This is a genomic window from Nocardia sp. CDC160 (genome assembly GCF_035818795.1).
In the GTDB taxonomy this organism is placed as follows: Bacteria; Actinomycetota; Actinomycetes; order Mycobacteriales; family Mycobacteriaceae; genus Nocardia.
Genome location: NZ_JAYKYT010000004.1, coordinates 714,408 through 728,727 on the forward strand (window position 1 = coordinate 714,408; position 14,320 = coordinate 728,727).

1 protein-coding gene and 1 pseudogene (1 of these 2 running past the window's edge) are annotated in these 14,320 nt (G+C 72.3%); both read right to left on the reverse strand.

What is annotated here, in order from left to right:
- Positions 1 to 3,092 (reverse strand): annotated as a pseudogene (locus VMT40_RS24790) (type I polyketide synthase); its annotated part reaches 14,593 nt to the left of the window's first position; the annotation flags it as partial.
- Entirely contained in the window at positions 3,092 to 14,308 is an 11,217-nt protein-coding gene (locus tag VMT40_RS24800; protein WP_326361133.1) for an SDR family NAD(P)-dependent oxidoreductase, read from the reverse strand. The gene VMT40_RS24800 and the pseudogene VMT40_RS24790, both read right to left, overlap by 1 nt.
- Positions 14,309 to 14,320: the final 12 nt, after the last annotated feature.

The following is a 14,320-nucleotide window of genomic DNA, read 5'->3' on the forward strand; positions in this document are numbered from 1 at the left end:
AGGGCTTGCTCGGGCCGCACCGGTTCGTCCGCGACGGCCACCGCGCCGCGGGTCGCACACCACAGCGGCGCGTCGACCCCGGCCGCGCCCAGAGCCCGGATCAGCGTCAAGGTCAGGGCGTACCCGCGCGGCACCGACGAATACTCGTCGTGCGGGCTCGAATCGAGGGCCAACAGCGACAGCACGGCGTCGACCTTGCCGACACCGGAGAGCTTGTCGACCAGGGCGGCCACGTCGTCGGCCGGTGCCGTGCGCACCAGCACGACACCGCGTTCGGACAGCGCGTCCGTGAGTTCGGCGGTCTCCCTGCCGCTCTCGGATTCGGCGGGCGGTGCGACCACCAGCAATGTGCGCGGCGGAATGGATTCGGGGTCGGGCAGAGTGCGCCAATCGACGCGATACCGCTGGCCGTCGCCGCCAGCTCGCGCGGTCGGCTGGTCCAGCCAATACCGTTGCCGTTCGAAGGGATAGGTCGGCAATTCCACGTGGCCGGAGCCGGGGAACAGCGCACCCCAATCGATCGGCACTCCCCCGGCGAAGACCTCGCCCAGGGCGGTCAGGAACCGCCGCATGTCGCCCTCGTCGCGGCGCAGCGAGCCGACGACGACCGCCTCGTCGACGGCCGCCTGCAAGGGTCCCGTGAGCACCGGGTGCGCACTGGATTCGATGAACACCCGATAGCCGTCGGCGGCCAATGCCGCTGTGGCCCGGTCGAATCGGACCGTCTCGCGGGTATTGCGGAACCAGTAGTCGGCGTCCATGCCGGTGGTGTCGAGCAGTGCGCCGGTCACCGACGAGTACAGCGGAATCGTGCTCGGGCGGGGCCGGACCGGGGCGAGCACGGTGGTGAGTTCGTCGCGCAGGGCGTCGATCTGCGCCGAGTGCGCCGCGTAATCCACCGGGATGCGGCGGGCCCGAACGCCTTCGGACTCGCAGCGCGCGAGCAGCGCGTCCAGGGCTTCGGGCGTTCCGGAGAGCACCGTCGCGCCCGGCCCGTTCACCGCCGCCAGTGACAGACCCGGGTCGAGCGGACCCAGGTCGTCCGCACCGCGCGCGACCGAGACCATGCCGCCGCGGCCCGACAGCGCGGCGAGCGCGCGACCGCGCAGGGCCACCACCCGCGCACCGTCCTCGAGCGACAGCGCCCCGGCGACGACCGCCGCCGCGATCTCACCCTGCGAATGTCCCACCACCGCGGCCGGTTCCACCCCGTACGAACGCCACAGCGCGGTTAGCGAGACCGCCACCGCCCACAGCGCCGCCTGGACCACGTCGACCCGCTCGAGCTGCGCCGCGTCGGCGAGCACCTCGGTCAATCGCCAGTCCACGAACGGCTCGAGCGCCCGCTCGCACTCGGCCAGTCGCCGCGCGAACACCGGTGCGGCACCGGCCAATTCGAGCGCCATGCCGGTCCACTGTGAACCCTGGCCGGGGAAGACGAAGACGATCTTGCCGCCCCCGGCGTGCGGGCCGGGGGCCGTCGTGCCGTCGGCCACCGCGCACAGTGCGGCCAGCAGTTCGTCGCGGTCCGCGCCCACTACCACGGCACGACTGTCCAGCGTCGATCGCGCGGTCAGCGCGCGGCCGATATCGATCGGGTCGACATCCGGTGCGCCCGCGGCGAATTCGAGCAGATTCGCGGCCTGGGCACGCAATGCGGACGGGGTCTTCGCCGAGAGCACCCACGGCACCATGTCCAGGTTCGGGTTCGGTGCTTCCGGCGCAACAGGCTCCGGGTGGGCGGCCTGTTCGAGAATCACATGCGCGTTGGTGCCGCTGACGCCGAAGGCCGACACACCGGCGCGGCGCGGTTCCTCCCCGCGCGGCCAGTCCCGGTTCGCGGTCAGCAGTTCGACCGCGCCCGCCGACCAATCCACCTGCGGCGACGGCTCGTCCACGTGCAGGGTTCGCGGCAGCACGCCGCGGCGGAGGGCCTGCACCATCTTGATCACGCCCGCGACGCCCGCCGCGGCCTGCGTGTGGCCGATATTGGATTTGAGCGAGCCCAGCCACAGGGGGCGATCCCGGTCGCGTCCGTAGGTCGCGAGCAGGGCCTGGGCCTCGATCGGATCGCCCAGGGTGGTTCCGGTGCCGTGCGCCTCCACCGCTTCCACCTGCGCGGCCGACAGTCGCGCGTTGGCCAGGGCCTTGCGGATGACCCGTTGCTGGGACGGACCATTCGGCGCGGTCAGGCCATTGGACGCGCCGTCCTGGTTGACCGCGGTGCCGCGCACCACGGCCAGCACCGGATGCCCATTACGCCGGGCATCGGACAGCCGCTCGATCAGCAGCACGCCCGCGCCCTCGGCCCACCCGGTCCCGTCCGCGCTGGCCGCGAAGGCTTTACAGCGTCCGTCCGCGGCGAGTCCGCCCTGGCGGGCGAACTCCGCGAACATGGCGGGGCTGGGCATGACGGTCACTCCGCCCACCAGGGCCAGCGACGATTCGCCTTGCCGCAGTGAGTGTCCGGCCAGATGCAGGGCCACCAGCGACGACGAGCAGGCGGTGTCGATGGTGACCGCCGGGCCCTCGAATCCGAAGAAGTACGCGACGCGCCCGGACAGCACGCTGGTCGCGCCGCCGGTGAGGGCGAAGCCCGCGGTCTGTTCCGGTTCGGCGTGCGCGCCGTAGCCGGAGGCGGCCGCACCGGCGAACACCCCGACCTGGCCGCCGCGCAGGGTGGCCGCGTCGATCCCGGCCCGCTCGATGGCCTCCCACGACAGTTCCATCAGGAGTCGTTGCTGCGGGTCCATGGCCAGCGCCTCGCGCGGGGAGATCCCGAAGAATGCGGCGTCGAATTCCGGTGCGTCATAGAGGAATCCGCCGCGCCGCGGGTAGCTCGGATCGACCGCCCACCCGCGATCGGTCGGGAAATCGCCGATGGCGTCGACACCGTCGGCGGACAGCCGCCACAGATCCTCGGGTGAGCGCACGCCGCCGGGGAAGCGGCAGCTCATGCCGATGATGGCGATCGGTTCCTGCTCCCGCGATTCGGCCTCGATGAGCCGTTGGCGGGTCTGCTGCAGATCCGCGGCGACCCTTTTGAGGTAGTCGCGGAGTTTGGCTTCATTGCTGGTCTGCGGAGTGCTCATCAAGACACCTGTAGGTCGTTGTCGATGAAGTCGAAAAGCTCGTCGTCGGTGTCGGCGTCGAGGCCGACCCCGGATTCGGTCGGCGCTTGCGCGCCACCCCATTTCACGAGCAGGGATTGCAGCCGGACGGTGATCTGGGCCCGTTCGGCGTCGGAGGTCTCCAGGGCGGCGAGCAGCTCGCCGAGCCGGTCCACCTCCCGCAGCGCCACCGTGGCGGACGCGGCACCATCGGGGGCCAGTTCCGCGCGCAGCAGGGCGGCCACCTCCGGGGCGGTCGGATGGTCGAAGACCAGGGTCGCGGGCAGCCGCAGCCCGGTGGCCGCGCCGAGCCGGTTGCGCAGTTCCACGGCGGTCAGCGAATCGAAGCCGAGGTCGCGGAACGTGCGCTCCCGATCCACCGCTTCCGGGCCCGGGTAGCCGAGGACGGCGGCCATGTGGGTGGCGACCAGATCGGTGAGGATGCGCTCGGCCTCGGCCGCGGGCACTCCGATCAGCCGCTCCCGCAGCGATTCCGCCGCCGCGGCGGTGCCCGCGTCGGCGACCCGCCGGGCCGGGGCCCGGACCAGGCCGCGCAGCAGCGGATGCGGCCGGTCCTGCCCACGCAGCGCGGACGCGTCCAGGTGCATGGGCGCGAGGACCGCGCGACCGGAGTGCCGGGCGGCATCGAACAGGGCCAGCCCGTCGGATGCCGACAGCGCGCGAACACCGCTGCGCGACACGCGTTTCCGGTCGGCAGCGCCGAGCTCCGCGGTGAGGGCGCTGCGTTCCTCCCACAGTCCCCACGCCAGCGCGGTGCCCGCCAGCCCGGCCGCGGCGCGCTGTTGGGCGAGGGCGTCGAGGAAGGCGTTGGCGGCCGCGTAGTTGGCCTGACCCGGTGCACCGAACAGACCGGACGCCGAGGAGTAGAGCACGAAGTCGGCCAGGTCCATATGTTCGGTCTCCGCGTGCAGATTCCACGCGGCGTCGACCTTCGGGCGCAGGACGGTGTCGATCCGTTCGGGGGTCAGGGCATCGATCACGCCGTCGTCGATCACGCCCGCCGCGTGCACCACGCCGGTCAGCGGGTGGTCGGCCGGGATGGTGGCGAGCAGTGCGCGCAGGGCCGCGCGATCACCGATATCGCAGGCCGCCATGGTGACCCGGGCACCGAGCGCGGTCAGTTCCGCCTCCAGTTCGGGGGCTCGACCGCCGCGGCTGGTCAGCAGCAGATGCCGAATCCCGTGCTCGGTCACCAGATGTCGGGCCAGCAGTCCGCCGAGGGTGCCGGTCGCGCCGGTGATCAAGACGGTGCCGTGCGGGTTCGGGGCGGCGGGGACGGTGAGGACGACCTTGCCGACGTGACGGGCGCGGCTGACGTGCCGGAAGGCCTCCGGAGCTCGCCGGACGTCCCAGGTGGTGACCGGAAGGGGTTGCAGCACACCAGCTTCGAAGAGTCGCATCAGCTCGTCCAGCAGTTGCCGGATGCGGTCGGGTCCGGCGTCGAACAGTTCGAAGGACCGGTAGCTCACCCCGGGATGGTCCGCGGCGACCCGCGCCGGATCGCGGACGTCGGTCTTGCCCATCTCGATGAACCGGCCGCCGCGCGGCAGCAGGCGCAGGGAGGCATCGACGAATTCGCCCACCAGCGCGTCGAGCACCACATCGACACCGTGTCCCGCGGTGCGCGTGTGGAATTCGTCGGCGAAGTCCAGGCTGCGGGAGGAGGCGATGTGGTCGTCGGTCAAGCCCTGTGCGCGTAGCACATCCTGTTTCGGCGGGCTCGCCGTGGCGAACACCTCCGCACCCCAGTGCCGGGCCAGTTGCACCGCGGCCATGCCGACCCCGCCCGCGGCGGCGTGCACGAGCACGGATTCGCCCGCTTGCAGGTCAGCGAGATCGCGCAGGGCGTAGTAGGCGGTGAGGAACACGACCGGTACCGACGCGCCGCGGGTGAACGACCAGTCGTTGGGCAGCTTCACGATCACGCGCGCGTCGGCTACCGCTGTCGGCCCGAACGCCCAGGGCAGCAGGCCCAGCACCCGGTCGCCGACCGCGAAATCGGTGACGTCCGAGGCTACTTCGGTGACCACCCCGGCTCCTTCGACCCCGAGCGGTCCGGCATCGCCGGGATACATGCCCAGCGTGTTGAGTACGTCGCGGAAGTTCAGTCCGGCCGCGCGGACCGCGATGCGCACCTCGCCCGCGGCGAGCGGCCGGGACGCGTCCAGGTGCGGCAGGAGCGCCAGATTGTCGAGGGTGCCCTTGCCGGTGCTGTCCAAGCGCCAGTCCGGTGCAGCCTCGGGTACGGTGAGTGCCCCTGCGGCCCTGGCCAATCGGGGTGTCAGCACTGCGCCCGCGCGCACGGCCACCTGCGGTTCGCCGCTGGCGAGGGCGGCGGCCAGATCGTCGGGCGAGAACACGTCCGCCAGGACGAACCGTCCCGGATGCTCGGATTGGGCGGAGCGGACCAGACCCCAGACCGCGGCTCCGGCCAGGTCGGCGGGGTGTTCGCCGGGTGCGGCGGCCACGGCCCCGCGCGTCGTCACCACGAGTCGCGCGGCGGCGAATCTGTCGTCGGCGAGCCAGGATTGGAGCAGGGCGAGGATTCGATGGGTCGCGGCGCGCACGGCGTCGGGCGTATCCCCCGGCGTGCTGGCCACCACCACGGTGTCCGGTACCGGGTCCAGTGATTCGAGCGCGGTGTCGCCGAGCTCGACCCACTCCCCGGTCCAAGGCTCGGCCTCGGTGGCGTCGACCCAGTCGAGCTGCCACAGCGAGTCGGGCTGGCGGACAGTGTCGAACCGATCGGTGGCCGCGGCCCGCAGGATCAGGGAGTCGATCGAGGCGACCGGCCTGCCGGTGCCGTCGGCGACCCGCAGACTCCAGGTGTCCGCATCGGCTCGGTCCAGCCGGACCCGCAGTGTGGCGGCACCGCTGGCGTGCAGTGCGACCCCGGTCCACGAGAACGGCAGGGCCCCGGTGTCTCCGGCGTCCGGGGCCAGTCCCAGCGCGTGCAGCGCGGAGTCCAGCAGTGCCGGATGGATGCCGAAGGCCGGGTCGCGGAATTCCTCCGGCAGTTCGACTTCCGCGAGGATCCGCGTGCCGTGCTGCCAGGCCCGGCGCAGACCCCGGAAGGCGGGTCCGTACGCGAAGCCGCGGTCGGCGAAGGTGTCGTAGCACCCGTCCGAGCGCAGCGCTCGCGCACCCTCGGGCGGCCACACGCTCAGATCGAAATCGGCGGTGCGGCTGTCGGTTCCGAGCATGCCGGTGGCGTGGCGGGTCCACTCGGTCGTGCCGTCCACACTGGAGTGGATGGACAGGGCGCGACGGCCCTGCTCGTCGGCGGCGGCCACCGCGACCTGAATGTGCACGGCCCGCCCTTCGGGCAGCACCAGCGGCACCGCGAGGGTGAGTTCCTCCACGACCGGGCAGCCAACCTGGTCGCCCGCGCGAATCGCCAACTCCACCAGCGCGGTTCCGGGCACCAGCACCGAGCCGAGGACCACGTGGTCGCCCAGCCACGGGTGGGTTTCCACGGACAGGCGGCCGGTCAACAGCACGCCACCGGATTCCGGCAGCGCCACCGCGGCCCCGAGCAGCGGATGATCGGCCGCGTCCAGGCCGACCGCGTCGAGGTCACCGGTGACCGCCGCCCGCTTGGGCCAGTAGTGCCGGTGTTCGAAGGCGTAGGTCGGCAGTTCCACCCGTCGGGCCTCGGGGAACAGGGCCGCCCAGTCCACGCCGATGCCGCGCACCGTCAGCCGCGCCAGCGCCGCGATCGCGGCCTCGCTCTCCCCGCGGTCCTTACGCAGCAGGGGCACGAACGCGATGTCGGACATTGGTTCCGCGTCGGTCAGGTTGTCCGGCCCCATGGCCGCCAACGTGCCGTCGGGTCCCAGTTCGAGGGCTGTGCGGACACCCTGGTCGGCCAGATACCGCACGCCGTCGGCGAATCGGACCGTCTCGCGGACATGGCGGACCCAGTAGTCGGCGTCGAAGGACTCGACCGGAGCGCCGGTCAGGTTGGATACCACCGGGATTCGCGGCGGCGCGTAGGAAAGTCCCGCCGCGATGCGCCGGAACTCGTCGAGCATCGGCTCCATGCGGGCCGAGTGGAAGGCGTGGGAAACGGTCAGCCGCTTGGCCTTCCGGTCACCGACGACCGCCAGCACGGCGTCCTCGTCGCCGGAAAGCACGAGTGAATTCGGCCCGTTGATCGCCGCTATATCGACCCCTGCGGTCAGTGCGGGGCGAATCTCGGCCTCCGAGGCGCGCACCGCGACCATCGCGCCACCGGTGGGCAGCGCCTGCATCAGCCGACCCCGGGCCCGCACCAGGGCGCACGCGTCCGTCACCGACAGCACGCCCGCGACGTGTGCGGCCGCGATCTCGCCGATCGAATGCCCGAGCAGGAAATCCGGTCGCACACCCCAACTTTCGAGCAGGCGGAACAGCGCGACTTCGAGCGCGAACAGTCCGGTCTGGGCGTACTCGGTGCGATCCACGGCGGCGGTGTCCTCGCCCCAGATCGCCTCACGAACCGGCATGTCCAGTGCCGCGCAGATCTCGTCGAACGCCGCGGCGAAGACCGGGAATTCCGTGTGGAGTTCGCGACCCATCCCCCAGCGCTGGGAACCCTGGCCCGAGAACAGGTAGGCCAGTGCGCCTTTCACCACGGACCCGGTGATCGAGGGCGCATCCAGCGCGGCGAGCAGTTCCTCCCGGGTGCGCCCGGTGACCGCCGCCCGATGGCGGTAGGCGGTGCGGGTCGTGGCCAGCGACCATCCGATGTCGGCCGGTTCCAGCTCGGGTCGGGACCGCAGATAACGGCCGAGCCGCGCGAGCTGCTCCCCCAGCGCCGACTCGGTCTTGGCCGAAACAAGCCAGGGCACAGGGGTTTTCGTCGCGGTACCCGGAAGCTCCTCGGCGGGATACTCCTCGAGCACGAGGTGGGCGTTGGTGCCGCTCACCCCGAACGACGAGATGCCCGCGCGGCGCGGACGCCCCTCGACCGCGGGCCATTCCCGCGCCCGGGTCAGTAGTGCGACCGCGCCCGCGGACCAATCCACGTGTGGGGACGGCGCGTCCACGTGCAGCGTCGGCGGCAGCACGCCGTGCCGCATGGCCTGCACCATCTTGATCACCCCGGCCACCCCGGCGGCGGCCTGGGTGTGGCCGATATTCGATTTGATCGAGCCCAGCCACAGCGGCCGGTCCCGGTCCTGGCCGTAGGTCGCCAGCAGCGCCTGGGCCTCGATCGGATCCCCGAGCGTGGTGCCGGTGCCGTGGCCTTCGACCGCGTCCACGTCGGCGGCGCGCAGCCCGGCGTCGGCCAGGGCCTGGCGGATGACCCGTTGCTGTGCGGGCCCGTTCGGCGCGGTGAGACCGTTGGACGCGCCATCCTGGTTGATGGCCGACCCGCGCAGTACGGCGAGGATCGGGTGCCCGTTGCGGCGGGCGTCGGAGAGCCGCTCGACCACCAGCATGCCGACGCCCTCACCCCAGCCGGTGCCGTCGGCGCTGGCGGAGAACGCCTTGCAGCGGCCGTCCGGGGACAGTCCGCGCTGGCGGGAGAAGCCGAGGAAGACGCCCGGGGTGGACATCACGGTCACCCCGCCCGCCAGGGCCAGCGTGCATTCTCCCGCGCGCAGCGACCGTGCGGCCCAGTGCAGGGCGACCAGCGACGAGGAGCAGGCGGTGTCGACGGTGACCGCCGGGCCCTCGAGCCCGAAGGTGTAGGCGACGCGCCCGGAGGCGATGCTGCCGCCGAATCCCATGGTGCCCTCGAAGTTGTCGGCGGCATGCTCGACGACGCTGGCGTAGTCCTGGTACATCACGCCCGCGAACACCCCGGTGCGGCTGCCGCGCAACGATTCCGGGTCCAGGCCCGCCCGTTCGAAGGCCTCGTGCGACACCTCCAGCAGCAGCCGGTGCTGGGAGTCGGTGGCGAGGGCCTCGCGCGGTGACATCCCGAAGAACTCGGGATCGAATTCGGCGGCCTCGTGCAGGAATCCGCCCGACCGGGTGTAGCTGGTGCCCAGCCGGTCCGGGTCGGGATCGTAGAGCGCCTCGACGTCCCAGCCCCGATCGCGCGGGAATTCGGAGATGGCGTCGGTGCCGGAGGCGACCAGTTCCCACAGCTCGTCCGGGGTGGCGACGCCGCCGGGATAGCGGCAGGCCATGCCGATGATGGCGATGGGCTCGTCCGCGGCGGCCGCGGTCGCGGCCGGTACCGCGACTTCGCCCGTGCCGCCGGACAATTCGCTGCCCAGGTGGGCGGCCAGCGCCGCCGGGGTCGGGAAATCGAACACCAGGGTCACCGGCAGCCGCAGCCCGGTGGCCGCGCCGAGCCGGTTGCGCAGATCGACCGCGGTCAACGAGTCGAAGCCGATCTCCCCGAAGGCACGTCCGGGATCGACCGCGTCCGCGCCGGAATGTCCCAGCACCGCGGCGACATTGGTGAGGACCAGCTCGAGCAGCGCGCGCTCGCGTTCCTCCCCGGACAGGCCCGCCACCGGCGACCCGGCGGGTCCGGCGACCTTGCGGCGCGACGGTGCGCCGACCAGGCCGCGCAGCAGCGGCGCGATCTCGCCGTCCCCGGCGCGGGCCCGCAGGCCGGGCAGGTCCAGTCGCATGGCCACCACCAGCGCGTCCGCTGCGGCCGAGCCAGCGTCGAACAGCGCCAATCCTTCTCGCGCCGACAGCGCCAGCACGCCGCCGCGTGCCACCCGGGCCAGGTCGGCCTCGGCGAGATGACCGGTGACGCCGCTGCGCACCGCCCACAGGCCCCAGGCGAGTGCGGTCGCGGGCAGGCCGCGCGACCGGCGATGCTGGGCCAGACCGTCGAGGAAGGCATTGGCGGCCGCGTAGTTGGCTTGGCCGCCGGTGCCGAAAACGCCTGCGCCGGAAGAGAACAGCACGAACGCCGACAGGTCCAGGTCGGCCGTCAGCTCGTGCAGATGCCAGGCGGCATCCACCTTGGGCCGCAGCACCTCCTCGACGCGCGCGGGGGTGAGCGATTCCAGGACGCCGTCGTCGACGACACCGGCGGTGTGGACCACCGCGGTCAGCGGATGCTCGGCCGGGATGCTCGCCAGCAGTTCCGCCACCGCGGCCCGATCGGCCACATCGCAGGCGACGGAGGTGATCGTCGCGTCGAGGTCCCCGAGGTCGGGGGTGCGCCCGCTGCGACTGGCCAGCAGCATGTGCCGCACACCGTGCTCGACCACGAGGTGTTGTGCCACCAGACCCGCGAGAGTGCCCGAGCCACCGGTGATCAGCACGGTGCCGTCGGCACGCCACGGGCTCGCAGACCCCGTCGCGGCGACCTTGGCCAGTCGCGGCACGAAGACCTCGCCCGCGCGGACCACGACCTGCGCCTCCCCTGCGGCGACGGCCGCGGCCACCCCGTCGGGTGAGTCGACATCGGCGAGCAGGAAGCGGCCGGGGTGCTCGGATTGCGCCGAGCGCACCAGGCCCCAGACCGCGGCGGCCGCCAGATCGGTGACCTCGTCACCGGGTACGGCCGCGACGGCACCTGTGGTCACCACCAGCAGCCGCGCGGTGGCGGGACGGTCGGCGGCCAGCCAGGAGTGCAGCGATTCCAGGACGCGGCAGACCGTCGCGTGCGTGGACCGCACGGTGTCGCCGGGCTCGGGCTCACAGGTGAGGACCTCGATGGTCGAATCCTCTTCCCGCGCATTTGTTTCGGGGACTGGGACCCATTCGAGGCGGTAGAGCGGATCGGACTGTGGCCGGGCGGTGGTCACCTCGCGCATCTCGAGCGAGTCCACCGAGATCACCGGCGCGCCGGTCGCATCGGCCATGAGCACCGACACCGCGCCGCCGTCGTGCGGGGTCACCCGGACCCGGACCGCGGTCGCCCCGGCCGCGTGCAGGGTCACGCCCGACCACGAGAAGGGCAGGTGCGCGCGCCCGTCCTCGGCGGCGAAGGCGTCGAGGCCCAGCAGGTGCAGTCCGGCGTCGAAAAGCGCTGGATGCACGGCGAATCCGCGGCCATCGCCCGCCGGGAGCACGGCCTCGCCGAAGACCTCGTCGCCGCGCCGCCAGGCCGCGCGCAGGCCGCGGAACGCGGGCCCGTAGCCCATGCCCACACTCGCCAGGGCGTCGTAGAGGTACTCGACATCCAGTTCGGTCGCGTCCGCTGGCGGCCAGGCGGTCAGGTCGAACGTGGCCGACGGCGCTTCGGGCGCGATGATTCCGGTGGCATGGCGGGTCCATTCGCCGTCTCGGCCCGAATACACCGACAGCGCACGGCGATCCGTCTCGTCGGCCGCGCCGAGGATCACCTGCAGATCGACGCCACCGTGTGCGGGCAGCGGCAGCGGTGCGGCGAGCACCAGTTCCTCGACCGTGCCGCCGCCGACCTGATCGGCGGCGCGCAGGGCCAGCTCCACGAACGCGGTGCCCGCCAGGAGCGGTGCGCCCTGGGAGGTGTGGTCGGCCAGCCACGGGTGGGTGTCCAGCGACAGCCGCCCGGTGAGCAGGACGCCGCCGGATTCGGGCAGCGACACGGTCGCGCCGAGCAGTGGATGATCGGCCGCGCTCAACCCGGCCGCACCGACGTTGGTCAGTGTGGCCGGTGCCAGCCAATAGCGTTCGCGTTGGAAGGCGTAGGTGGGCAGATCCACTCGCTGGGCCCCGGTGTCGGCGAAGACCGCGTTCCAGTCCGGGCCGACTCCGACGATGTGCAGCGCGGCCACGGCGTCCATCAGGGTCCGGGCTTCCGGGCGATCCTTGCGCGCGATCGAGGTGAATTCGCCGGTGGGGACGCATTCTTGGCCCATCGCGGTCAAGGTGCCGTCCGGACCCAACTCGAGGAACGTTCGAGCACCCGAGTCAGTCAGATACTGCATGCCGTCGGCGAAGCGCACCGCTTCCCGCACGTGCCGCACCCAGTATTCGGCGTCGATCTCGACGACCGGTCGTCCGGTCAGGTTGGATACCAGCGGGATTCGCGGCGGGTGGTAGGTCAGTCGTGCGGCGACCGCCCGGAACTCGTCCAGCATCGGCTCCATGCGCGCGGAATGGAAGGCGTGGGACACGCTCAGCCGCTTGGCCTTCCGGTCGCCCACCACGGCGACCACCGCCTCCTCGTCGCCGGACAAGACGACCGAGTTCGGGCCGTTGACCGCGGCGATGCTCACCCCGTCGACCAGCAGCGGTTCCAATTCATCAGCCGCGGCCTGTACGGCCACCATGACCCCGCCCGGCGGCAGCGCCTGCATCATTGCACCGCGCGCAGCAACCAATGTCGCGGCATCGGCCAGCGACAGCACGCCCGCGACGTGGGCGGCGGCGAGCTCGCCGATGGAATGCCCGAGCAGGAAATCCGGTCGCAGACCCCAGCTTTCGAGCAGCCGGAACGCGGCCACCTCGAAGGCGAACAGCCCCGCCTGGGTGAACTCGGTGCGATCCAACCGTTCCCGGTCCGCGCCCCACATCACCTCCCGCACGGGCGGCTCCCACGCGGCGCACACCTCGTCGAAGGCCGCGGCGAACGCCGGGAACGCCTCGTACAGGTCGCGTCCCATGCCGAGTCGCTGTGAACCCTGGCCCGAGAACAGGAACGCCAGTTTGCCTTTCACCGGCCCGCCGATCGGGGCCTCGCCCGCGGCCAGCGCGGTCAGGCCACGCGACAGCTCCGCACGGTCGGCCGCGCACACCACCGCGCGTCGGGACAGCGCGGCGCGTGACGTGGCGGCGGAGTAGGCGATGTCGAGAAGTTCAGCGCCGCTGTCCAGGTGGTCGCGCAGCCGCTGTGCCTGTGCACGCAGCGCGGCATCGGTCTTGGCGGACAACAGGATCGGCAGGATCGGCAGCATCGTCCCCGCCGCTGTGGGTGCGGGTGCCGGTGTCGGGGCCTGTTCGATGATCGCGTGCGCGTTGGTGCCGCTGACGCCGAACGAGGACACCGCGGCCCGCCGCGGCCGACCCGTCTCCGGCCACGGGGTCCGCGCGGTGACCAGGTCGATCGCGCCCGCCGCCCAGTCGACCCGGGTGCTGGGCGCGTCCACGTGCAGGGTCGCGGGCACCTGCCCGTGGCGAATCGCCATGACCATCTTGATGATTCCGCCGACCCCGGCGGCGGCCTGGGTGTGGCCGATATTGGATTTCAGCGAACCCAGCAGCAGCGGGTGCGCGCCGACGCGGTCGCTGCCGTAGGTCGCCAGCAGCGCCTGCGCCTCGATCGGGTCGCCGAGCACGGTGCCGGTCCCGTGCGCCTCCACGACGTCGATCTCCCCGGCGGCCAGCCGTGCCGCCGCCAGGGCCTGCCGAATGACCCGCTCCTGAGAGGGCCCGTTCGGCGCGGTCAGCCCATTGGACGCGCCGTCCTGATTCACGGCGCTGCCGCGCACCACGGCCAGCACCGGATGTCCGAGCCGCAGGGCGTCGGAGAGGCGCTCGACGACCAGCAGGCCCGCGCCCTCGGACCAACCGGTGCCGTCGGCGGCGTCGGCGAACGCCTTGCAGCGGCCGTCGGGTGCGAGCCCACCCTGTCGCGAGAACTCCACGAACAGACCGGGATTGGGCATCACGGTCACCCCGCCCGCCAGGGCCAGGGTGCATTCGCCGCGCAGCAGCGCCTGCCCCGCCAGGTGCAGCGCGACCAGCGAGGACGAGCAGGCGGTGTCCACGGTGACCGCCGGGCCCTCCAGGCCGAGGGTGTAGGCGATGCGCCCGGAGATGACGCTGGCGGCGGTGCCGGTCAGCAGATACCCCTCCACCTCCGGGTCGGTGACGCCGACGCCGTAGCCGGAACCATTGGCCCCCAGGAAGACTCCGCAGCGGGAGCCGCGCAGCGCGTCTGGGTCGAGACCGGCGCGTTCCAGGGCCTCCCAGGCGAGCTCGAGGACGAGTCGCTGCTGCGGATCCATGGCGAGCGCCTCGCGCGGGCTGATTCCGAAGAAGGCGGCGTCGAATTCGGCGGCGTCGTAGAGGAATCCGCCCTCCCGGGTGTGGGAGCTGGATTCGAGCGCCTGCAGGTCCCAGCCGCGGTCGCGCGGGAACTCGCCGACCGCGTCGGTTCCGGCGGCCACCAGCCGCCACAGGTCCTCCGGCGAGCCGACGCCGCCTGGATAGCGGCAGCTCATGCCCACGATGGCCAGGGGCTCCCGATTCGCCTCCGCCAGTTCGCGATTGAGCTGGCGCAGGCGCTCGGTCTCCTTCAGCGATGCCCGCAGCGCGCTCCTGAGCTGGTCGGTGTTGCTTGTCATCGTCTCTCCACC

Excerpts from the sequence above, each read along its gene's own strand:
- VMT40_RS24800 (WP_326361133.1), bottom strand. The coding sequence starts at position 14,308 with ATGACAAGCAACACCGACCAGCTCAGGAGCGCGCTGCGGGCATCGCTG.